Consider the following 22,304-nt stretch of genomic DNA (forward strand, 5'->3'; position numbering starts at 1 on the left):
CGGTAGCGACGACGTCGTGGCTGTGCTCGTCGAGGCGGTCCTGTGGACAACGTGGGGGACGCTTCGCGCGGTCGTGTCCATGCTGTCGACCATGGTGCGGCATCCGCTCACGACCGCCATGGGCCTGGCACTTGTCGCGTGCTGGGCATTTCTGGGTTGGCGCGGTGTTGCTGTGGTGATTGCCGCTGGGGCAGTCGCGCTCGGCACATGGCGCGTCTGGCATCCGCCGACCTATAAGGCGTACGTGCAGGTGGCTGCGTTGACGCTGGTCCGGTCTGCCTACTACCGCGCCCGGTGGGGCCACATCGCGCAGAACGTGGACCTCATAGTCCACGATCGCGAGCAATCCCGGCTCCGTCGCCCCAAGAATCGGGGGACCTCCAGCCGCAGCGTCCAGCTGGTCAAGGTCAGGGCGACAAGCCATGGCACGGACCGTCTGCTGTTGCGCCTGCCCACCGGGCTTGTCCCAGCGGACGTCGCAACCCGGGGCGACGCCATCGCACATGCCACGGGCTGCCTCAGCGCCACGGTTCGCCCTCATCGCCCAGGTCGCTGTTGGCTCGAACTGAGCCGCCGCGACGACCTCGTCCGCACCGTGCCTCCTGTCGCTGCGTCGGAGACGGTCGACCTGCACGCCGTCCCGATCGGCAGACGGGAGGACGGAGGGCCGTGGCTGCTCAAGGTAGCTGGCACCCACCTTCTGGTCGCCGGCGCAACTGGCGCCGGTAAGAGCTCGGTCCTGTGGTCGCTGCTGCAAGGCGTGTCACGCGGCCTCTCCAGCGGTGTCGTCCAGGTCTGGGCGGTCGACCCGAAGGGCGGGATGGAACTGCGTCCCGGTCGCGCACTCTTCACTCGGTACGAGGACGCCTCCCCCGAGGACATGTGCCGTCTGCTCGAGGACCTCGTCAACGTGAAGGACACCAGGTCAAGACAGCTGGCAGACGCCGGTGCGCGCGTCCACCAGCCCACCCCGGAGTCGCCACACATCATCGCGGTCCTCGACGAGCTCGCGACGCTGACCGCGTTTGCGGACCGGGCTGTGACGCGACGCATCGACACCGCGCTCGGGATGCTGTTGACCCAGGGGCGCGCCTGCGGGATCACTGTCGTCGCCGCTGTGCAGGACCCGGGGAAGGACATCGTCGGGTGGCGAGACCTCTTCCCCACCCGAGTCGCGATGCGCTTGGACAACCCCCTGCAGGTGTCGATGGTCCTTGGCGACTCTGCCCGCGACGACGGTGCGCGTGCCGACGAGATCAGCGAGCTCACTCCCGGCGTCGCGTACGTCCGCATCGACGGCACACGCGAGAACGTGCGTGCTCGCGCCGCCTACCTCGATGACCAGGACATCGCCCGCCTCGTCCACGACGTCACCACGCGGCGGGTCAGCCACACCGCCGGCGATGACTCGGCCGAGCCCGTCCTGACGACGGCGGACCTTCCAGACACCATGCGCGCCACTCGCGAAGGAGATCAGTCATGAGCAGCACGGAAGAACAGCAGACCCCCGAACCAGCCGGCACCAAGGAGCGCGAGCTTGCCAACGCCGCCTCCGAGGCGGTCCGAGACATCAACCACCGCACGATCGGCTCACCCGCCATCCCAGCTCCGAAGATGTACGAGGTGCTCGGCGACCTCAAGACACTCGGCTTCGGCCTCGAGCAGGCGCTCCGCCAGCTCGCCCGGTCCCTGGCGTCATCCCTGTCGGTGTACGCGCTCTACGAGGAGGACGGCGGCAACCCCGAGGAGAGCATCGCGTACGCCATGGACAGCATGCGCGTCGCGGCCGGACACGCCAGCCGACTCGGCGAGGTGCTCGACTCCGCCCAGTGCGACATCAGCCGACAGGGCTTCTACCCGCCCAGCACGACCTTGGAGACGACATGAGCCCGTTCGAAACCACCCCGCGCCGGGCACCCATTGCGTACGACCGGGTCCAGGCGACGCCGGGCAACTGGCTGCGCAACTACGGCCGGCCGATTCAGGGCCTCGACACTGCGGGCGGCCCAAGCCTCCAGACCCTGCTCGAGCCGAACTGGATGCGCGGAGCAGTGTGCGCAAGCGTCGATCCGGAGCTGTGGTTCGAAGAGTCCGACACTCCTTCGACTCGCCACGCCATCAGCTTGTGCCACGAGTGCCCGGTCCGAGCCATGTGTCTTGCCTCCGCGCTCGTGTTCCGCGAGGAGTACGGCGTCAGTGGTGGACTCACCCCTAGCGAACGACGGCCACTCGAAACTCGCCTGGCTCGCGGCGAAGCCCTGGGTGAGGTGCTCAGCTCGGGACTGACCCACTCCGCCGAGCGCAACCAGCAGGGTGCGGCCTGATGAGCCCCCACCTGGACGCCGGCGTCGTACACGAGCTCGCCCTCAAGGAAGGCGTCTGCGTTCGGCCCCTGCTCCATCGCGTGACGGACCGAGAGACCGGGGAGCACACCGTCGTCGTGATGCCGTGCCGCTCGGTCCGCGAGTCGCGCTGCCCCAACTGTGCCGAGGCCGCCAGACGCCTGAGGATGCAGCAGTGCTCAGAAGGCTGGCACCTCGACCACGAGCCAGAACTAGCCGATGAGCCGGATCCCAGCGACCAGGATGACCCGGCGGAGAATGCGGACGAGTCCGCGCCGGAAGTGGATGAGCAGGCCCCACGAAGAACTCGCTCGACGAGGCGCCGAGACGACCTGGGCGATCTCCCGCTCAAGCCCGCTGAGCCGCGGACCATAGGCGCCGTGTTTGAAGGCAAGAATGGACGCACCTACCGGCCGTCGATGTTCGTGACCTTGACCCTGCCTTCCTATGGCGGCATTGCACGCGGTCGTGGGGTCCCCACCGATCCGACGAGGTACGACTACCGAACTGCTGCGCTCGACGCGCTGCACTTCACCAAGCTGCTCGACCGATGGATCCAGAACCTACGGCGATGCGCCGGCTTCAAGGTCCAGTACTTCGGCGCGATCGAAGCCCAACGCCGGCTCGCCGCTCACTTCCACGTCGCGCTGCGCGGAGCCGTCCCGAGATCGACGCTCCGCGCCGTCACCCGCGCCACCTACGCGCAAGTCTGGTGGCCACCCATGGACGAACCTGTCTACACCGACAAGGTCCCGGCCTGGGACGGCGTCGACTACATGGATCCCGACACCGAGGTCCCCTTGACCACGTGGGACGAGGCAATGCGCCGCCTCGATGAAGACCCCGAAGCCCGCCCGGCCCACACGCTGGCGTTCGGTCGGCAAGTCGATGTCAAGGGTCTGCTCGGTGGGACGCCCGATGCAGACCGTACCGTCCGCTACCTCGCGAAGTACCTGACCAAGTCAGTCGCCGAGACGTACACGCAGCCTGACGTGTTCGACGCTACCTACGAGGCGCACATCGACCGGCTCCACGACCAGGTCCGGTACCTGCCCTGCTCGCCGGTGTGCGCCAACTGGCTTCGGTTCGGCGTGCAGCCCAAGGATCCCGGCCCGGGCCTCTGCCCCGGCCAGTGCTCATCGCCCGCGCACGATCGCGAGAACCTCGGCATCGGCGGTCGCCGCATCCAGGTCTCGCGTGGGTGGTCGGGCAAGACCCTCAGTGACCACCGCGCTGACCGGGCCGCTGTGGTCCGCCAAGTCCTCGAGGCCGCCGGCTACAACCCGCACGAGGCAGACCGGATGTCCACCGAGACTCTGGCCGACGACGGGTCGCCCAAGTACCACTGGCAGACCGTGCACCTCCCGCCGGAGAAGGCCAGCGAGGCGATCATCCAGTCCGTCTTCGAGCGACGGCGATGGCGCAATGAGTACGACCGCGCCAAGACCGCCGTCATGAGCAACGCACCACCTGTGGACGGCAATTCGGCAATCGAACTCATCACCGAAGGAGTGAGGACATGAGTGAGCTGGAGATCAGACGCCGGTGGCACACCGTCGCCGAAGTCGCGGAGATGCTCGGCTACGGCGAGACGAAGGTCCGCATGGCCATCATCTCCGGCGACCTCAAGTCGGTGAAGGACGGCAAACTGCGCCGCATCCTGCCTCAGTGGGTGGACGAGTACGTCGCGCTCAAGGTGGCCGAGGGCGAGCAGGACATCTGATGGCCGGCCGTCGCCAGAACGGCGAGGGGACCATCTACGCGTACCGCTCGGGATATGCCGCCCAAGTGTTTGTCGTGACCCCAGAAGGCCGGCGTGTTCGGAAGACCGTCTATGGAAGGACTCGCGCGGACGTACAAGAGAAGTGGGTCCAGCTGCAGACCCAGTCGCGCCGTGGCCCAGTGACTACGACTGTCCCCCGAGTCGACGAGTTCGCAAGTGACTGGCTTCGCGACGTTGTGACCCCGGGGCTCGCACCCTCCACTGTGGCGAACTACGAGCTGTTCACCCGGCTCTACATCAATCCCGACCTGGGCAAGAAGCGCATCGACCGGCTGACCGTTCGAGATGTCCGCATGTGGCTCAACGACCTGAAGACTCGGTGTCAGTGCTGCGCCCAAGGCAAGGACCGGGCTCGCGCGGTGGCCAGGTGCTGTGCCGCGGGAACGTGCTGCCAACAGTTTCCCTCGGAGTGGACCGTCCACCAGGCCTGGACCGTCCTGCGGAGCATGCTCAGCGAGGCCATGCGCGACGAACTCGTGACCAGGAACGTCGCCGCACTCGTCAGGGTGCCCCTCCCGCGTCCTCGTAAGCGGAAGTACTGGAGCGTCGACGAGGCTCGCCAGTTCCTCGAGTCAGCTCGGTCGAATGGCGACCCCATGTACGCCGGCTACGTCCTCATGCTGGTCCTTGGGCTCCGTCGCGGCGAACTGCTCGGACTCGCGTGGGAGGACCTCGACCTTGATGAGGGGGAGGCCCACATCGCCTGGCAGGTCCAGCGACTCGGTGGAGAGCTCGTACGCCGTCCGACCAAGACACACGCGTCTGACGCCCCGCTCCCGCTCCCTGAGATCTGTGTCGAGGCACTCAGGCACCGCCGCGCGGTGGAGAACAAGCTCCGTCTCGCCGCGGGTGAGGCGTGGAACACGAGCGGACTTGTGCTCACGACCCGGTTCGGGGACGCAATTGACCCACGCAACTTCCAGCGGGCTTTCCGTTCGAGTGTCCGACGGGCCGGCATTCCGGTCATCCCCGTGCACTCGACGCGGCGCACCTGCGCCAGCCTGCTGGTGGCCCTCGACGTGCACCCCCGCGTGGCCATGGCCATACTTCGACACAGCAAGATCGCCGTGACGATGGACATCTACTCCCAGGTGTCCGCCGCATCGACGCGGGAGGCGCTGAAGAGACTCGGGGAGGCCTTCGGATGAGCGTCCTGACGACCGGAACTGCAGTACTTATTTGCAGTACGGGCACGAAAGAGCCCCTCCCCGGTGACCGGAAAGGGGCTCTGACCTGTGGTGGAGCCAAGGGGACTCGAACCCCTAACCCCCTGCTTGCAAAGCAGGTGCGCTACCAATTGCGCCATGGCCCCGAGTGGGGGGAGCGGTCAGGACGAGGAAGAGTCCTCGTCGGTCGCCGCGGAAGCCGGAGTCGGAGCCGGAGGCACCGGTGCGTGCACGTCGTCCGTGGCCTGGGTCCACAGGTCCTGCTCGGCCTGCTGCTGCTTCGCCTTCTTGCGAAGGAACACGACGCCTGCGACGGCGCCACCGATGAGGGCGAGACGCTTCAGCATGCGAGGGATCCTCTCCGTGGTGGCGGTGATGGTGGGCCTAGGAGGACTTGAACCTCCGACCTCTTCCTTATCAGGGAAGCGCTCTAACCGTCTGAGCTATAGGCCCATCGTCACCTTCGCGCGGCCGTCCCACCCCGTCAGAGAGGTTGACCGGACGCGAGGGGAAACGTTACCCGATGCACCTCACCTCATACAAAACGGCCCCCACCCGCGAGGGTGGGGGCCGTTTGCGTATGCCGTGTGGCCGGCTGAGCCGGGCGGGCTCAGTCGTCGGTCAGCGTGAGCTGCACGCCGCCGACGAGGGCCGAGCAGATGTTGTAGAGGAAGGCCATGACGGTCGCGATCGCGGTCATGAGGATGACGTCGATGACACCGATGACGATCGAGAGCGACACGACGCGGCCGAAGCCGACGTAGTCCTTGATCGAGAACGGGTCGGACGTCGTCGTCTGCAGCGACTGGAGCACGCCCTCGATGTCGCTGAAGACGTTCATCGTCGACAGGATCATCCACAGCACAGCGGTGAGGATGACGCCCGCGATGCCGAGGGCGACGGAGAGCAGGAAGCTCATCTTCATGACCGACCACGGGTCGACGCGCGCCACCGCCAGACGGACCCGGCGTGGGCCCTTGTGCTTGCGCGCGGCCGTCGCCGTGCGCGCGCCAGCTGCCGCGGAGGCGCCCGACGGGCCTGAGCCCGACTTGTTCGCCTGACCCGCACCGACGCGCTGGGTCGGGGCGGTGCGGTTGGTGACCGCGCCGCGCGAGAGCGGCGTGCCTTGGTCGGCGCCGGCGGCACCCGAGGTGGTCCCGGTCGCGCCGCTCGAACCTGTCGATGCGCCCGCGCCGCCCGAGGCGTAGTAGGACGCGTTCTGGCCACTGCCGTCGGACGAGCCCGACCCGCTGCCCGATCGCGTCGACGTACCGGGCCGGCTCAGGGAGCCTTCAGGGCTGGTCGCGCTCATTCGTCACCTCCGTTGTCGGCGTCCGACGAGCTCGCCTCGTCACCCGACGTCTGGTCCGACGGTACGCCATCAGCGCTGGGAACCGTAGCGGGCGCTCCCGTGCCGGACGGCTGCTCCACCGGGTTGCCGTCCTCGATCTCGGCGACCGCGATCTCGGACTCGGCGTTGCGGGCCACCGCCACGATCGAGTCGCCCTTGTCGGGCGTCGCGAACTTCACGCCCTGGGTGAGACGACCCGTGTAGTTGACCTCGGCCACGCGCGAGCGAACGATCTTGCCCTTCTCCATGACGACCATGACCTCGTCGGTCTCGCTCACGGTCAGGGCGCCGACCAGGTCGCCGCCCTTCTCGGACAGCTTGGCGACGGCGACTCCGTAGATGCCCCGGCCCTTCGGGGTCCACACCGACGACTTCGTGCGCTTGGCCAGTCCGTTCTCGAAGACGACGAAGACGTCCGGGTCCTCGCCCTCCTCGATCACCGAGACGGCCAGGAGCGAGTCGTCGCCCTTGAACCGCATTCCGGTGACGCCGGACGTCGAGCGTCCCATCGGGCGCAGCGCATCGTCGGTCGCATGGAAGCGCACCGACTGGCCCTTGCGCGAGACGAGCAGCAGGTCGTCACGGTTGGAGGCCAGCCCGGCGCCGACGAGCTCGTCACCCTCGCGCAGGTTGATCGCGATGAGGCCCCCGGAGCGGTTGGAGTCGTAGTCGGCCAGGCGGGTCTTCTTGACGAGGCCCGCGCGGGTGGCGAGGACGAGGTAGTCGGTCTTGGCGTAGTCGCGGATGGCGAGCACCTGCGCGATCTGCTCGCCGGGCTGGAAGGCGAGCAGGTTGGCCACGTGCTGGCCCTTGCTCTCCCGCGAGCCCTCGGGCAGCTCGTAGGCCTTGGCCCGGTAGACGCGGCCGAGGTTGGTGAAGAAGAGCAGCCAGTGGTGGGTCGTCGTCGTGAAGAAGTGCTCGACGACGTCCTCTCCTCGCAGGGACGTGCCACGCACGCCCTTGCCGCCGCGCTTCTGCGATCGGTACTGGTCGACGCGAGTCCGCTTGGCGTAGCCGCCGCGGGTGATCGTGACGACGACGTCCTCCTCGGGGATGAGGTCCTCCATCGACATGTCGCCGTCGAAGGGGACGATCGTCGTGCGTCGCTCGTCGCCGTAGCGCTCGACGATGTCGGCGAGCTCCTCGCTGATGATCTCGCGCTGACGCACGGGCGAGGCGAGGATCGCGGTGTACTCGTCGATGAGGGCCTGCAGCTCGTCGTGGGCCTCGATGAGCTTCTCGCGCTCGAGAGCCGCGAGGCGGCGCAGCTGCATGTTGAGGATCGCGTTGGCCTGGATCTCGTCGATCTCGAGCAGCTCGATCAGGCCCTCTCGGGCGATCTCGACCGTGCGGGACCCGCGGATGAGGGCGATGACCTCGTCGAGACGGTCGAGCGCCTTGAGCAGACCGCGCAGGATGTGGATGTCGGCCTCGGCCTTACGCAGGCGGAACTTCGTGCGCCGGACGATGACCTCGACCTGGTGGTCGACCCAGTGCCGGATGAAGCCGTCGAGCGGCAGGGTGCGCGGCACCTCGTCGACGAGGGCGAGCATGTTCGCGCCGAACGTCGTCTGGAGCTGGGTGTGCTTGTAGAGGTTGTTGAGCACGACCTTGGCGACGGCGTCCCGCTTGAGGACGATGACGAGGCGCTGACCGGTGCGGCCCGAGGTCTCGTCGCGGATGTCGGCGATGCCGGAGATCTTGCCGTCCTTGACGAGATCGGCGATCTTGAGCGCCAGCATGTCCGGGTTGACCTGGTAGGGCAGCTCGGTGACGACGAGGCACTGGCGGTTCTGGATCTCCTCGACCTCGACCACGGCACGCATGATGATCGAGCCGCGGCCGGTCCGGTAGGCCTCCTCGATGCCCTTGTGCCCCATGATCAGCGCGCCGGTCGGGAAGTCCGGGCCCTTGATGATCCCGAGCAGCGCCTCGAGGAGGTCCTCGCGCGAGATGTCCGGGTGGTCGAGGTAGTACTGCGCACCGGCCGCGACCTCGCGCAGGTTGTGCGCCGGGATCTGGGTGGCCATGCCGACGGCGATGCCGGCGGAGCCGTTGACGAGCAGGTTGGGGAAACGGCTCGGCAGCACGGCCGGCTGCAGCGTCTTGCCGTCGTAGTTCGGGACGAAGTCGACGGTGTCCTGCTCGATGTCGCGGACCATCTCCATCGCGATCGAGGCCATCCGGCACTCGGTGTATCGCGGGGCCGCGGCGCCGTCGTTGCCGCGCGAGCCGAAGTTGCCCTGGCCGTCGACGAGCGGATAGCGCAGCGACCAGTCCTGCACGAGGCGCACCAGGGCGTCGTAGATCGCCGAGTCGCCGTGCGGGTGGTAGTGACCCATGACGTCGCCGACGACACGCGCGCACTTGTTGTAGCCGCGGTCGGGGCGGTAGCCGCCGTCGTACATCGCGTAGACGATGCGCCGGTGCACCGGCTTGAGGCCGTCGCGCACGTCGGGCAGGGCGCGGCTGACGATGACCGACATCGCGTACTCGATGTAGCTGCGCTGCATCTCGGTGTTGAGGTCGATCGGCTCGACCCGGTCGTGCTGGCCGATGTCGGCCGGCACGACGACCGCGCTGGCGTCCGGGTCGCCCTCGTCGGCGGCGTCGTCGTCAGCCGGGTCGGGCCCGAGGATGTCGTCGATGCTCTCGTCGGGTGTCTCGTTGACGTCGTCTCCGTCGTTGGGAGGCAGGTCGTCGCTCACGTCAGATCCCTTTGTCTCTCAGTCGCACTCATTGCGTATGCCGTGTCGTCACGATTCACGTGAAACGTCCGTGACGGTGGTCGGGGGAACTCGGGGGCGCAGGCCCGCCAGGGCCGTGAGCTCCCGAGCGTTCAGATGTCGAGGAACTTCACGTCGCGGGCGTTCTTCTGGATGAACGACCGGCGCGACTCGACGTCCTCACCCATGAGCACGGCGAAGACCTCGTCGGCCTTGGCGGCGTCGTCGAGCGTGACCTGCAGCAGCGTGCGCGTGCTCTGGTCCATCGTCGTCTCGCCGAGCTCCTGGTAGTTCATCTCACCGAGGCCCTTGTAGCGCTGGATCGGGTTGTCCTTCGGCAGGCGCCAGCCCTTGCCCTCACCGAGCAGCCGCAGGCCGTCGCGCTCGCGGTCGCTGTAGGCGAACTGGTGCTCGGCGTTGCTCCACCGCAGGCGGAAGAGCGGCGGCTGCGCGAGGTAGACGTAGCCGGCCTCGATGAGCGGGCGCATGAAGCGGAAGAGCAGCGTCAGCAAGAGGGTGCGGATGTGCATGCCGTCGACGTCGGCATCGGCCATCAGCACGATCTTGTGGTAGCGCGCCTTGTCGATGTCGAAGTCCTCGCCGATGCCCGTGCCGAAGGCGGAGATGAGCGCCTGGACCTCGTTGTTGGCGAGGATCTTGTCGATGCGCGCCTTCTCGACGTTGAGGATCTTGCCGCGGATCGGGAGGATCGCCTGGGTGTGCGGGTCGCGGGCCTGGGTGGCCGAGCCACCGGCGCTGTCGCCCTCGACGATGAAGACCTCGGAGATGCTGGGGTCCTTGCTCTGGCAGTCCTTGAGCTTGCCCGGCAGGCCGCCCGACTCGAGCAGGCCCTTGCGGCGGGTGGCCTCGCGGGCCTTGCGCGCCGCCATGCGCGCGGCCGCGGCCTGCACCGACTTGCGGACGATGTCCTTGCCCTCGTTGGGGTGGGCGCCGAGCCAGTGGCCGAACTCCTCGGTCATGGCGCGCTGGACGAAGCCCTTGACCTCGGAGTTGCCGAGCTTGGTCTTGGTCTGGCCCTCGAACTGCGGCTCGGCGAGCTTGACCGAGATCACGGCGGTCAGGCCCTCGCGGACGTCGTCTCCGGTGAGGTTCTCGTCCTTCTCCTTGAGGAGGTTCTGGCGGCGCGCGAAGTCGTTGACGAGCTTGGTCATCGCCGCGCGGAAGCCCTCCTCGTGGGTGCCGCCCTCGTGGGTGTTGATCGCGTTGGCGTAGGTGTGGACCGACTCGCTGTAGGCGTTGGTCCACTGCATCGCGAGCTCGAGGCTGAGCGAGCGGGCCTCGTCCTCGACCTCGATCGAGATGACCTCGGGGTGCACCGGCTCGCTGCGCTTGCTGCCATTGATGTGGTTGACGTAGTCGACCAGGCCGTTGTCGTAGCGGTAGCTGACCCGCTTGGCCGTGACCTTCTTCTTCTCCGCTGAACCGGCGGCATCGGCGACGGCCGCCTGGGGCTCGTCGTCGTCGCTCGACTCGTCGACGACCTCGAGGTCCTGGTCGAGGTCGTCGAGGTCGACGTCTCGCTCGCCGGCGGGCTGTTCGATGCGCTCGTCGACGAGGTTGATCGTCAGGCCCTTGTTGAGGAAGGCCATCTGCTGCATCCGGGCCCGGATCGTCTCGAAGTCGTAGTCGACGGTCTCGAAGATGTCGGCGTTGGCCCAGAAGGTGATCGTCGTGCCGGTCTCGTCGGTGGCCTCCTGCCGCTCCAGGGGTCCGTCGGGCACGCCGTCGGTGAAGCTCATCCGGAAGACGTGGCCCTTCTGGCGCACCGCGGCCTTGAGGCGCGTCGACAGGGCGTTGACGACCGAGCTGCCGACGCCGTGCAGGCCACCGGAGACCTTGTAGCCGCCCCCGCCGAACTTGCCTCCGGCGTGCAGCTGGGTGAGCACGAGCTCGACGGCGCTGATCTTCTCGACCGGGTGGATGTCGGTGGGGATGCCTCGGCCGTTGTCCTTGACCCGCACGCCGCCGTCGGCGAGGAGGGTGACGTCGATCGTGTCGGCGTAGCCAGCCAGCGACTCGTCCACCGCGTTGTCGACGATCTCGTAGACGAGGTGGTGCAGACCGCGCGGGCCCGTCGACCCGATGTACATGCCGGGGCGCTTGCGCACCGCCTCGAGGCCCTCGAGGACGGTGATCGCGCTCGCGTCGTAGTCGACGCCGTTCGGACGGACGTCGACGGCCACGGCGGTAGCCGCTGCGGGGGTCACGGTGTCGGGTGCTGCCACGGAGTCGGATCCGGTGGAACTGGGGGTGGTGCTGGTGGTGATCGGCTCGTCGGCGTCGGACACGTCTCTCCTCGGTGGTCTGACCTCATGCGGGCGGCCCGACGTGGACGTCGAGCCGCAACCTCTCCAGTCTAACGGTCCGACGCGGCGAACCGTGCCCTCAGACGCGCGAAACGGCCACTTTCCGGCCCGCTCACCCCTCGATCCGAGGGGAGGATCACGCCCGGGGGCCTCAGCGCCCCTCAGGCACCTTCACTCGCCGCGGTGCCGGCGGGGTCCGCGGGTCCGCCGTCTGCGCCCATTCTCCCCGTTCCGCACTCTCCGGGACGCCGTCGTCCACAGGGGCTCCGGCAGAATGCGCGGACAACCTTCCGGGGTGATCCGTGGTCTGGATGGGTGCCGGCACGGGCCGGACGTTGGTGGACACGTGATCGAACAGGGGACAGCCGGCATGGACGACGCCGAACGGAGAGCCGACTTCACGGCCTACGTCAGGGCTCGCGAGCAGGCGCTCGCGCGCCTCGCGTACCTCCTCACCGGTGAGCGCGACGCCGCCGAGGACCTGCTCCAGAACGCGCTCGCGAAGGTCTACCGGCACTGGGACCGGGTGCGGGTCGTCGAGCTGCCCGACGCGTACGTGCGCCGGATCATGGTCAACGAGAACAACTCGCGATGGCGAGGGCTGCTCCGTCGACATGAGACGCCGAGCAGCCACGTGCTCGAGGTGCTCGATCCGCCGGGCGTGGCTGGCCTCGACCCCACCGCGTCGATCGACCTGTGGCGGCACGTGCAGAACCTCCCGCGCCAGCAGCGGTCGGCCGTCGTGCTGCGCTACTACGAGGACCTGACCGAGGCACAGACCGCCGAGGTGCTCGGTTGCTCCGTCGGCACCGTGAAGAGTCACACGAGCCGCGCGATCTCCGCGCTGCGCACGAGCATGAGCGAGGCCACGGCATGAGCGACATGGACCAGCGGCTCAAGCGGGCGCTCGACGAACACACCGAAGGGGTACGCGTCGTGGCCGACCTCGCGGACCGCGCCATCGCCCGCGACCGATCCAACCGACGCCGCGAGCTCGGGGTGGCGGCCCTGGCCGCCGGGCTCGTGCTCGCCGTCGCCGTGCCAGTGGGCTGGGGAGCCCTGCGTCCCACGGGCGCTCGTCCCCTGCCGGTCGGCCCGTCGCAGACGACGACCGCACCGACCGGCCGGCCCTCGCCCACAGCTCCTCGGACGACTACAGCGACGCCGACCGCGATCCCGACCCTCACTGCCAGTGGTGCTCCCGCGCCGGTGACCGCACGCTTCACGACCGGGCCGGTGACGGCGACGCCGTCAGCGCCCTACGTCGTCGACGGCGTCATCCACGACGGCACGAAGACGCTCCGGGTGCAGCCGGCGGGCCGGTGGGGGGCCCTGGCACAGCTCGAGGGCGGGCGCTGGCTGCTCACGGACGCCGACAGCCTCGTGACCACGGTTGTCGACGATCAAGGCGCGTTCATCTTCGAGATCACCGGCACCACGCGTGTCTCCCAGTACGGAACCCTGATCGCCTCCTCCGACGTCAAGGGCAACCTGCACGCCTACGCCTCGTGGGGCGACGAGCTCGGCTCACTTGCTGCGGCGACGTGCGCCTGCTCGGGGAACGGCGGCGGGATGTTTCCAGGCTACGAGGTCATAGGGGTCGTGGGCCGGACGGTCTACGCCAACCGCGGCGATGCCGACAGTTCCGTGGCCTGGGACCTCACCACGGACCAGACCCGGCAGCTGCCCTTCCGGCTCGATGTGGTGGACCCCGCACAGGGAACCACTGTCGTCTCCGTCGCGCAGGAGGGCTCGTCCGCCAGCCCCTGCCACGAGCTGCGGGACCTGCTCACGGGAGCGAAGCGCTGGCGGCTCTGCGGCCCGCTCGTCTTTCGGTCGTTCTCGACGAACGGCGCCTACCTGCTCGCGACGGGTTTGATCGACGGCCTCGACGGGTCGCAGTTGAACCCGGACCGCAGCTTCCGATACGGCGGCCTGGTCGTCGTCCGCACGAGCGACGCCGCGATCGTGCTCGAAGGCTCGGGAGACGCCACAACCGGCAACGGCTCACCGGTGACCTACCGGATGGGTGACGACGGGACGATCACCGTGCAGGTCGGCGAGGCAGCGGGGGCGCGCAACCTGCAGCGCTGCACGCTGGACGGCGCCTGCGAGGTCGTCGCCCCAGCTCTGCCCCGGTCGTCCGACATCCCCGAGGGCGACGACCCCTACTTCCTGTCGACGAACTGAGCCGGCCGGAGCGCGCGGGGGCTCAGCCCTCGCTGAGGGTGCGCTCGAAGAGGGAGTGGATCGCCTCGGGCAGGTGCGGCTCGTGGATCATGACGTCGCAGCCGACCTCGTCGCACACGACGGAGTAGATGTACGCGTCGGGGTGGGTGCCCTCGGTCGAGGCCGCGATGCGCTGGAGGGTCGGCGCTGCGAGCAGGTGCTGCCAGTCCTTGGCGTCGCCCTCGGAAAGCTCGCCGAGAGACATCCTCCGTTCGCGCACGAGGCCCGCGAAGCCGCCGGTGCGCCGCAGCACGACCTGGGCGTCGGCTCCCGGCGTGCCGCCGCTGCCCCCGCGGTCGCGACCACCTGTCGTGGGCGTCGAGCCCTGCCCCCCTCCGGTCGAGGCCGGCGCCCCGGCACCCGCCGTCAGCACGCCGACCTGCTCCCACGCCGAGCGCACCGCTGTCTGCTCGGCGGACCCGTCGCCGTACGCCTTCCCGGCCGCGGCCACGGTGAGACCCGCGAAGGTCGCGAAGTCACAGTCCGCCTTGATCCCGTCACCCGACAGGACGGCATACCAGATCGCCCCGGGGGCATCCCACGCGTTGCCGCCGATCGCTTCGGCCGCGAGCACGAAGGCGCGGTTGGGGATGCCGGAGTTGATGTGGACGCCGCCGTTGTCGTCCTGGGTGTCGACGTAGTGGGCCATGTCCGCCGGCTGCGGGTCCTTGCCGAGCCGCGGGTCGTCGTAGGCGGTGCCGGGGTTGCGCATGTCGCGCAGCGCCCGACCCTTGACCGAGGGGTTGAGCAGCTCGGCGCCCACGAGCCAGTCGGCCTGCGCCGCGCTCTGCCCGAGGGCCTTCTGCTTGACGAGGACCCCGAAGACGTCCGAGATCGACTCGTTGAGCGCGCCCGACTGCCCCTGGTAGAGCAGGCCGGCCGTGTGCTCGGTGACGCCGTGCGCGAGCTCGTGGCCGATGACGTCGAGGCTCCTGGTGAAGGGCTCGAAGATGACGCCGTCACCGTCGCCGAACACCATCTGCGTGCCGTCCCAGAAGGCGTTGTCGTAGTTGCGGCCGTAGTGCACGCTCGCGAGCAGCGGCATCCCCTTGCCGTCGAGCGAGTCGCGGCCGTATGCCGTCGACCACAGCTCCCAGGTCGCGCCGAGTCCGTCGTAGGCCTCGTTGACCGCGGCGTCGCTGCTGGGAGCGCCACCTTCGGCGCGCACCTGCGTCCCCGGCGTCGTCTGCGTGCCCTTGGCGTCGAAGATCGTGCGGTGTGGCGCAGGAGCTCCCGGCCCCGTCGCGTCGGGCCGGCGCGGCGCGGTGCGCCCCGTGGGCCGAGCTGTCGGCGTGCGCCGGGACGCACGCAGGAGCTCGTCCTGGCGCAGGGCCTCGCGGGCATGCATGGCGACGGCAGGCTCGCCGCTGGCGGCCAGCGCCTCGAGGATGTAGGGCGGGACGATCGTGCAACGCTGCGTCGAGGTCATGACGACAGTGTGCGTCCGATCACTGACACCCGCCTGACGAGCTCAGCCGTAGGTGTCCCGGGGGCCGCGCGAGTCGGGGGAGCGCCGGGCGCCCCGGTTCCACGACGGCGCGCTCGGCCCGACGACCTTGAGCTCGCTCACCGCGCCCGCGCCGATCTCCTCGTCGATCCGGGCGAGCATCGACGACGCCAGCAGACGCATCTGGGTCGCCCAGGCCGTCGAGTCGGCGCGCACGGTGAGCACCCCGTCGACGAAGGTCAGCGGTTCGACGTGCCCGGCGATGTCGGGGCCGACGATCTCGGTCCACCGCCCCATGACCGAACCCACGGCCACGTCGACCTTCCACCCTCGGTCGAGCAGCAGGCGGTCGAGCTGGTCGCCCAGCAGCGCCGGATCGCGGCCGTCGCGCGACGACCCCGACAGGACCGGCGCCTGACCGATGGGGCGCCGGCGCTTCTTCGGCCGCATGCCGGGGCGCAGACCCTTCTCGGCCGCGCCGGCCCGGGCCCGGGCGAGGGCCGAGGCTGCGGCGTCGGCGATCCGGGTGTCCTCGTCGGTCGGTTCCGGGGTCTCCCCGGGCTCGACGTCCGGAGTCTCGTCACTCATCGCCGTCGCCCTCGGGCACCTTGACCTCTGCCACCGCCTCATTCAACACGGGGTCCTCAGCGGGTGTCTCGCTCTCCGGAGCGGCCGTGGGTGGGACCGCGGGGTGCACCTGACCGAGCTCCACGGCATACGTCGTCCCGCTCCGGCGGAGCACGTCGGGCACGTCCGCGCCGACCGCAGCCGTGATGAGCACCTGCTCGCAGTCGGCGACGAGGGCCGCCAACCGTTCACGTCGCCCGGAGTCGAGCTCGGCGAAGACGTCATCGAGGACCAGCACCGGGTCGTCGCCGAGGTCACGGCGAAGGAGGCGGTATGCCGCGAGCTTGAGTCCCAGCGCGAAGCTCCACGACTCGCCGTGACTGGCATAGCCCTTCGCGGGGAGCTCACCGAGCGACAGGACGAGGTCGTCGCGGTGCGGACCGACGAGGGAGATCCCGCGCTCGATCTCGTTGGACCGCACCTGCGCGAGGCTCTCGAGCATGCCGGTGCGCAGCTCCTCGATCTCGGGCACCTCACCGGCGGCCAGGCGGGCGGCGAGGTCCTCGTGGAGCGAGCTGCGGTAGGTGGCCCGCGCGTTCGACGCGACTGCGCTCACGGCGTCGTAGCACTCGGACAGGTCGGGTGCCAGGTCCCGCAGCAGGCGCAGCCGGGCATAGAGCAGCTGCGCGCCGACCGTGGCCAGGTGGTCGTTCCACACGTCGAGGGTGTGCAGCGCCGACTCACGTGCCTCGTCGAGCGGGAGGTCACCGTCGCGTGCCGGCCGTGGCGGCCGGCGGGCGCCCTTGCGCAGCACCGGAGCGGCCGACTTGAGCAGGGCGTTGCGCTGCTTGAGGATCTTGTCGTAGTCCGAGCGCACCCCCGACCAGCGCGGCTGGCGCTGGACGAGCAGCTCGTCGAGGAACCGGCGCCGCTCCGACGGGTCGCCCTTGACGAGGGCGAGGTCCTCGGGGGCGAAGAGCACGGTGCGCACGGTGCCGAGCACGTCACGCGGCCGCGACACGGGGGAGCGGCCCAGCCGCGCCCGGTTGGCCCGACCCGGCGTGATCTCGAGCTCGACCATCGTCTCGCGGTCGTCGCGCATGATCGCTCCACGCACGATCGCCTGCGCGGCGCCGAACCGCACCAGCGGCTGGTCCGTCGCGACCCGGTGCGACCCGAGGGTCGCGAGGTAGCCGACCGCCTCGACGAGGTTCGTCTTGCCCTGGCCGTTGAGGCCGACGAGCGTCGTGACGCCCGGCGTCAGCGCGAGCTCGGCGCTGGGATAGCTGCGGAAGTCCTTGAGGGTCAGGTGACGGACGTGCAAGGAGGGTGCGGCGCTCTGCTCAGGCCTTCTTGGCGGTCTTCTTCGCGGCACGCTTCTGGCCGCGAACCGTGTCGGCCATGTCGGTCGCCCGCGTCGCCGAGGCCCGACCGGAGGCTGCCGCCTGCTTGGCCGCGCCGACGTTGGCCTTCGACGCCGAGCCCGCCGCGCGCTTGCTCGCCTGCTTCGCCGACCCGCGCTTCGCGGCCTGCTTCGTCGGGGACTCCTTCTTCGCCGAGCGCTTGGCCGTCGTCGGCACATCGCCCTGGCGCAGCTTCTCGCCCTCGGCGATCGACATGACCTGGTGCCCACCGAACTGGCCCCGCAGAGCCGCGACGGCCTGCATCGTCGGGGAACTCGACTGGCGCGAGGCGAACCGGGCGAAGAGCGAGGCCGAGATGACGGGCATCGGCACAGACAGGGCGATGGCCTCCTCGACCGTCCAGCGGCCCTCACCGGAGTCGTTGGTGTAGTCGGAGACGTCGTCGAGGTGCGGGTTGTCCTCGAGCGCGTCGACCATGAGGTCGAGCAGCCAGGACCGCACCACGGTGCCGCGGCTCCACGCCTTGAACGCCCCGGGAACGTCGGTGACGATGTCCTTCTTCTCGAGCAGCTCGTAGCCCTCGGCGTAGGCCGCCATGAGGCCGTACTCGATGCCGTTGTGGACCATCTTCGTGTAGTGCCCCGCGCCGACCTTGCCGGCATGGACGAAGCCCTCCTCACGGGGGCCCTCGGGCCGCAGCGCGTCGAAGATCGGCATCGCCGCCTTGACCCACTTCTTGTCACCGCCGCACATCAGGCCGTAGCCGTTCTCGAGGCCCCAGACGCCGCCGCTCACACCGCAGTCGACGTAGCCGATCTTCTTCTCGGCGAGCAGCTTGGCGTTCTCGAAGTCGTCGGTGAAGCGGGAGTTGCCTCCGTCGATGACGAGGTCACCGGGCTCGAGCAGGTCGGCGAGCTTGGCGACGGTCTCGCGTGTCGGGTCACCGGCGGGGACCATGACCCACACGACGCGGGGGGCGGCGAGGGCCTTGACCAGGGCCGGCAGGGTGCGCACGTCGGCGACGTCCGGGTTGCGGTCGAAACCGACCACCTCGTGGCCCGCGCGGCGCAACCGCTCGCGCATGTTGCCGCCCATCTTGCCGAGACCGATGAGACCGAGCTGCATGTCGCGAGCCTTTCTACAGGGAGCGTGGGGGGGGATCGGGTGAGGCGCTACGAGGCTACGCCCTACCCGGCAGCGCCCCTGATCAGGCCGCGCGGGCCGGGTCTGGCCTGCCGGACGGACCGGGCGTGCGTGCTGGGGTGCTGGTGCGGCGCCGGCTCAGCTGGCGAAGCGGACTGGCATGAGGACGTAGCGGTAGCCGGTGTCCGGCTCGGAGTCGGCCTCGGCCTGGCCGGTGAGGACCGCGGGACGGCTCGGCTGCGTGAAGGACAGCCGACTCCAGGCGGTGCCGACCGCGTGCAGGCCGTCGAGCAGGAACTGCGGGTTGAAGGCGATCTGGATCTCGGGACCGTTGAGGGTCGCCTCGACCGCCTCGGAGGCCTGGGCATCCTCACCCGTTCCGGCCTCGATCGCCACCTGGCCGTCGGTGAACTTCAGCAGCACGGGCGTGTTGCGCTCCGCGACGAGGGCGACGCGCTTGACGGCCTCCTCGAGGGCCGCCGTCTCGATGACCGCCTCGGTGTCGACGGAGGTCGGGAAGATCGAGGTGACCTTGGGGTACTCGCCGTCGAGCAGACGGGTCGTCGCGCGACGCTGACCGGCCTCGAACCCGATGAGGCCGTCGCCGCCCTGGCCCAGGGCGAGCTCCACCGAGCCGGACGCGCCGAGGGCGCGGGCCGTGTCGGAGAGCTGACGGGCCGGGATGAGCGCGACGTGGCTGGCGTCGGGGGCCGAGGGGCTCCACGTCAGCTCCCGCATCGCGAGCCGGTACCGGTCGGTCGCGAGGAGCGTCACCTTGTCGCCGTCGATCTCCATGCGGACCCCCGTGAGGATCGGCAGGGTGTCACCCTTGTCGGCTGCGACCGAGACCTGGGCGACCGCCTGCGTGAAGACGTCGCCGGCGATCGTGCCGCTCGTCTCGGGTGCGGCGGGGAGCGTCGGGTAGTCGGCGACGGGCATCTCGCGCAGGGCGAAGCGCGAGGACCCGCACGCGACGTTGACCTTGGTCCCGTCGGTGCTCACGTCGATCGGCTTGTTCGGCAGGTTGCGCGAGATGTCCGCGAGGAGCCGACCCAGGACGAGGACCTGGCCGGCCTCGGCGACGTCGGCCGGGACGGTGATGCGGGCGGACACCTCGTAGTCGAAGGCCGACAGCGTCAGCGTGCCGTCCTCGTTCGCGTCGACGAGCACGCCCGCGAGCACGGGTACCGGCGGGCGGGCCGGGAGCCCGCGGGCCACCCAGGTCACGGCCTCGGCCAGGACGTCTCGCTCTACCCGAAACTTCACGGTGCACTCACTTCGACGGGGAAGGACATTGGGGCTCAGACACTAGTGCCTGCGGGTGACTGGCACCACAGACACTCCCCGAATGCGCGCTGCGCCGGAATCGGGCAACAACTCAGGTCTCACCGGAGGTGCGCCCGGGCGTGGGAGAGACCCTCGTTGTCGGGGCTTCCCTCCTTGACTGGGATCTCGTCGTAGTCATAGGTGCTGTGGATGCTGTGGACAACCCGAGTCGTGGCTGGTCAGAGCGCCGACCGGGGTGTGCATGGCGTGTGGGGAAGGCATGGCCGCTGGGGCAGCCCGCTGTGGACGGTTTTCGGCTGTACACATCGACCACACAGGCTCGCCGCCGGTTGTCCGCAGGCTGGTGGCCGTCGTCCACACGCGTCCACAGCGAGGTGTGGAAGAGGCGACGGCATATGTCCGATTTGCAGCGCTTGCTGACTAGTTACCTGTGCATAGCGACCGCCGCCACTTCCACAGAGTTGTCCACAGGTGGTGGAAAACATTGGGGCAAAACGGTCTTTACCGGCCAGTCCGCCGCAGGTCTCGGTGAGGTCACGCTGTGCACACAGGTGTGGACAACCCTGTGGATGGATGTGGACGTGGATCGCCCGACCCCACCGCACCGGCTCGCTGACGGGCGTTGGTGCGCCCTCGGCCGGACACCGGCTAGGCATCGACGGGTCCGATGACGCACCGTCTCGACACCACCAGGAGACTCTCGAAGAGCGCCTCCCCGTCCGGAACCGGCCCCAGCTGCGCGAAGACCTCGCTCGTCACGGCGCCCAGGAGCAGCGTCCAGGCCGCGATCCCCTGGACCAGGGAGGTGGCGTCGAGTCGGGTCGAGGCGAACATCGGGGTCTCGAGCATGGCACCGACCGCGGCGTGGGCGCGCTCGTCGACGAGTCCGAGGCGGTCGCCTGCAGCGAGCCGGCCTGCCCGTCGCACGTCGTCGAGCAGGGAGACGAGGAGGGCGAGCACCGCGGTGCCGGCCTCCTGGGTACGTTCCGCCGGGGCCTCGTAGTCCGGGACCGGCGAGCCGTAGATCAGGGCGAAGTCGTGCGGCCGGTCGATCGCCCAGGCGCGCAGGGCCCGTCCGAGGGTGTCCCACCGTGCCTCGAGGTCGTCCCGCGCGACGCTGTCGTGGGCCAAGCGCACGGCTGCGGCGAGGGACCAGTACGAGTCGATGATGAGGCGCGTCAGCAGCTCGTCCCGGCTGTCGACGTAGCGGTAGATGCCGGAGGACACCATGCCCAGGTCGCGGGCGACCGCCCGAAGGCTGAGTGCGGCGGCGCCCTCCGTGGCGAGGTGCTGGCGTGCGACGCGCAGGATGTCCGCCTCGACGGCGAGCCGGTTGCGCGCGCGCTTTCCGAGCGGCGGTCCGGCGGTCGCGGGCTGCTGCCCCTCGACGCGCGGCGGCAGGGGCAGATCAGGGCGGGGCGAGGGCTCCATGGATCCGAGCCTGCCACAGTTGGCAGAAAGTGTGAGCACTGCTCTTGCCTGGCGGTCGCGCGCGTGTCATCCTCTAAGTGTGAGCAGTGCTCACCATTGACTCGAGAGGATCTCCCCATGACCCACCACCTCGTCCTCGGCGCCGGAGGCGTCGGACGGTCAACCACCGCCGAGCTCGTCGCGCTCGGGCACACCGTGACCCTCGCGTCGCGCTCCGGCCGCGTCACGGAGCGGCCGTGGCAGGACACCCACCCTGACTCCGTCGAGGTCGTGTCCCTGGACGCGGGCGACGCGCGCGCCGTCACCGAGCTGGCCCGGGGCGCCACGAGCATCGTCAACGCCGTCAACCCGCCGAGCTACACGACCTGGGACACCGACTGGCCGCCGATCGCCGCCGCCACCCTGACCGCCGCCGAGGAGTCCGGGGCTGGCCTCGTCATCATCGGCAACCTGTACGGCTACGGCGAGGTCGAGGCGCCCATGCGCGAGGACGACCCGATGCACCCGTCCGGCCACAAGGGGCGCATCCGGGCCGACATGTGGACCGAGGCCCTGGCCCGCCACGAGGCCGGCCGCCTGCGCATCACGGAGCTGCGCTCGAGCGACTACTTCGGCCCCGGCACGACGGCGCGCACGAGCTACCTCAATGACGTGGTCATGGACGCGCTGCTCGCGGGCCGCACGCCTCTCGTGCCGGCCGGGCGGGCGGACGTGGCCCACTCGTGGACCTACGTCCCCGACGTGGGTCGCCTCGCCGCGCGGGTGGCGACCGGGGACGAGGGCTGGGGTCGCGCCTGGCACGTCCCGACGTCTCCGGCGCGCACCTTCGACGAGGCGGCCGGCGACATCGCGCGGTTGGCCGGCGTCAAGCCCCGCCGGGTACGCGTGCTGCCCCGTCCGCTCGGCACCGCCGCCGGTCTCGTCGTCCCGCTCATGCGCGAGCTGCGCGAGACCCGGCCCCAGTTCGAGCGGCCGTTCGTGCTCGACTCGGACCTGACGCAGCGCACGTTCGGTCTCGCGCCGACGCCGTGGGACGACGCCCTGACGGCGACCATCGCCGCCCGGAGAGCCGCGAAGGCAGACCACGCCGAAAGGGCAGCCTGACGCGGGCCGAGCGACACGGCATACGCCATCGGGTCGC

Annotated in this window: 19 protein-coding genes and 2 tRNA genes; 9 read left to right on the forward strand and 12 right to left on the reverse strand. The window is 69.7% G+C overall.

All coding sequences use genetic code 11. The features are described 5' to 3' along the window. The first annotated feature begins 22 nt into the window (after positions 1-22). Genes AC1DIW_RS07280 through AC1DIW_RS07305 form a run of 6 tightly spaced genes read left to right on the forward strand, consistent with a single transcriptional unit; the run spans position 23 to position 5,273 of the window. Positions 23-1,483 (forward strand): FtsK/SpoIIIE domain-containing protein, encoded by a 1,461-nt coding sequence (locus tag AC1DIW_RS07280; RefSeq protein ID WP_478107043.1) that lies wholly within the window; start codon positions 23-25, stop codon positions 1,481-1,483. Further along, positions 1,480-1,887, forward strand: a complete 408-nt coding sequence (locus AC1DIW_RS07285; protein WP_478107044.1) for a hypothetical protein — start codon at positions 1,480-1,482, stop codon at positions 1,885-1,887. Before AC1DIW_RS07280 ends, AC1DIW_RS07285 begins: the two co-directional genes overlap by 4 nt. Further along, a complete protein-coding gene (locus tag AC1DIW_RS07290) occupies positions 1,884-2,324 on the forward strand; it encodes a WhiB family transcriptional regulator (RefSeq protein WP_478107045.1) in 441 nt (146 codons plus the stop codon). Before AC1DIW_RS07285 ends, AC1DIW_RS07290 begins: the two co-directional genes overlap by 4 nt. Beyond that, the gene (locus tag AC1DIW_RS07295; protein WP_478107046.1) at positions 2,324-3,865 is read left to right on the forward strand and encodes a replication initiator; all 1,542 of its coding nucleotides are present in this window, start codon (positions 2,324-2,326) and stop codon (positions 3,863-3,865) included. Before AC1DIW_RS07290 ends, AC1DIW_RS07295 begins: the two co-directional genes overlap by 1 nt. Next, on the forward strand, positions 3,862-4,065 hold the full coding sequence (locus AC1DIW_RS07300) for an excisionase family DNA-binding protein (protein WP_478107047.1): 204 nt from the start codon (positions 3,862-3,864) through the stop codon (positions 4,063-4,065). Before AC1DIW_RS07295 ends, AC1DIW_RS07300 begins: the two co-directional genes overlap by 4 nt. After that, a complete protein-coding gene (locus AC1DIW_RS07305; protein ID WP_478107048.1) occupies positions 4,065-5,273 on the forward strand; it encodes a tyrosine-type recombinase/integrase in 1,209 nt (402 codons plus the stop codon). The genes AC1DIW_RS07300 and AC1DIW_RS07305 overlap by 1 nt, the downstream gene beginning before the upstream one ends. 88 nt (positions 5,274-5,361) lie before the next feature. Here AC1DIW_RS07305 and AC1DIW_RS07310 read toward each other — a convergent pair. The 6 genes from AC1DIW_RS07310 to gyrB all read right to left on the reverse strand — a co-directional run bounded on the left by AC1DIW_RS07310 (position 5,362) and on the right by gyrB (position 11,596). Continuing rightward, positions 5,362-5,437, reverse strand: a tRNA-Ala gene (locus tag AC1DIW_RS07310). 15 nt (positions 5,438-5,452) lie between these two features. Then, positions 5,453-5,638 carry a DLW-39 family protein gene (locus AC1DIW_RS07315; RefSeq protein WP_478107049.1) on the reverse strand — a complete coding sequence of 62 codons (186 nt, stop codon included), beginning with the start codon at positions 5,636-5,638 and terminating at the stop codon, positions 5,453-5,455. Positions 5,639-5,667: 29 nt separating this feature from the next. Continuing rightward, positions 5,668-5,744, reverse strand: a tRNA-Ile gene (locus AC1DIW_RS07320). 157 nt (positions 5,745-5,901) lie between these two features. Further along, positions 5,902-6,603, reverse strand: a complete 702-nt coding sequence (locus AC1DIW_RS07325; RefSeq protein WP_442281016.1) for a DUF3566 domain-containing protein — start codon at positions 6,601-6,603, stop codon at positions 5,902-5,904. Then, the gene (gyrA, locus tag AC1DIW_RS07330; protein WP_478107050.1) at positions 6,600-9,350 is read right to left on the reverse strand and encodes a DNA gyrase subunit A; all 2,751 of its coding nucleotides are present in this window, start codon (positions 9,348-9,350) and stop codon (positions 6,600-6,602) included. Before gyrA ends, AC1DIW_RS07325 begins: the two co-directional genes overlap by 4 nt. A 131-nt stretch (positions 9,351-9,481) precedes the next feature. After that, positions 9,482-11,596, reverse strand: a complete 2,115-nt coding sequence (gene gyrB, locus AC1DIW_RS07335) for a DNA topoisomerase (ATP-hydrolyzing) subunit B (protein ID WP_478107077.1) — start codon at positions 11,594-11,596, stop codon at positions 9,482-9,484. 469 nt (positions 11,597-12,065) lie between these two features. On the opposite strand from gyrB, the gene AC1DIW_RS07340 reads away from it, so the two are divergent. Together AC1DIW_RS07340 and AC1DIW_RS07345 are read left to right on the forward strand one after the other, a co-directional pair. After that, positions 12,066-12,572 (forward strand): SigE family RNA polymerase sigma factor, encoded by a 507-nt coding sequence (locus tag AC1DIW_RS07340; protein ID WP_478107051.1) that lies wholly within the window; start codon positions 12,066-12,068, stop codon positions 12,570-12,572. Further along, entirely contained in the window at positions 12,569-13,885 is a 1,317-nt protein-coding gene (locus AC1DIW_RS07345) for a hypothetical protein (RefSeq protein ID WP_478107052.1), read from the forward strand. Before AC1DIW_RS07340 ends, AC1DIW_RS07345 begins: the two co-directional genes overlap by 4 nt. Before the next feature lie 22 nt (positions 13,886-13,907). On the opposite strand, the gene AC1DIW_RS07350 is transcribed toward AC1DIW_RS07345, so the two are convergent. The 6 genes from AC1DIW_RS07350 to AC1DIW_RS07375 all read right to left on the reverse strand — a co-directional run bounded on the left by AC1DIW_RS07350 (position 13,908) and on the right by AC1DIW_RS07375 (position 21,163). Next, complete coding sequence (locus AC1DIW_RS07350; RefSeq protein ID WP_478107053.1) at positions 13,908-15,353, reverse strand: protealysin inhibitor emfourin; 1,446 nt, start codon at positions 15,351-15,353, stop codon at positions 13,908-13,910. Positions 15,354-15,395: 42 nt separating this feature from the next. After that, positions 15,396-15,959, reverse strand: coding sequence for a DciA family protein (locus AC1DIW_RS07355; protein WP_478107054.1), 564 nt, complete (start codon positions 15,957-15,959; stop codon positions 15,396-15,398). Beyond that, a complete protein-coding gene (recF, locus tag AC1DIW_RS07360) occupies positions 15,952-17,262 on the reverse strand; it encodes a DNA replication/repair protein RecF (RefSeq protein ID WP_442281010.1) in 1,311 nt (436 codons plus the stop codon). The genes AC1DIW_RS07355 and recF overlap by 8 nt, the downstream gene beginning before the upstream one ends. A 19-nt stretch (positions 17,263-17,281) precedes the next feature. Further along, a complete protein-coding gene (gene gnd / locus AC1DIW_RS07365; RefSeq protein ID WP_442281009.1) occupies positions 17,282-18,427 on the reverse strand; it encodes a phosphogluconate dehydrogenase (NAD(+)-dependent, decarboxylating) in 1,146 nt (381 codons plus the stop codon). 156 nt (positions 18,428-18,583) lie between these two features. Next, on the reverse strand, positions 18,584-19,711 hold the full coding sequence (dnaN, locus tag AC1DIW_RS07370; protein WP_442281008.1) for a DNA polymerase III subunit beta: 1,128 nt from the start codon (positions 19,709-19,711) through the stop codon (positions 18,584-18,586). Between the two features lie 669 nt (positions 19,712-20,380). Then, on the reverse strand, positions 20,381-21,163 hold the full coding sequence (locus AC1DIW_RS07375; protein WP_478107055.1) for a TetR/AcrR family transcriptional regulator: 783 nt from the start codon (positions 21,161-21,163) through the stop codon (positions 20,381-20,383). 117 nt (positions 21,164-21,280) lie between these two features. Between AC1DIW_RS07375 and AC1DIW_RS07380 the strand changes: the two genes are divergently transcribed. Then, positions 21,281-22,267 carry an NAD-dependent epimerase/dehydratase family protein gene (locus tag AC1DIW_RS07380; RefSeq protein ID WP_478107056.1) on the forward strand — a complete coding sequence of 329 codons (987 nt, stop codon included), beginning with the start codon at positions 21,281-21,283 and terminating at the stop codon, positions 22,265-22,267. Positions 22,268-22,304: the final 37 nt, after the last annotated feature.

The sequence above is a fragment of the Terrabacter sp. 01T434 genome (assembly GCF_056398545.1).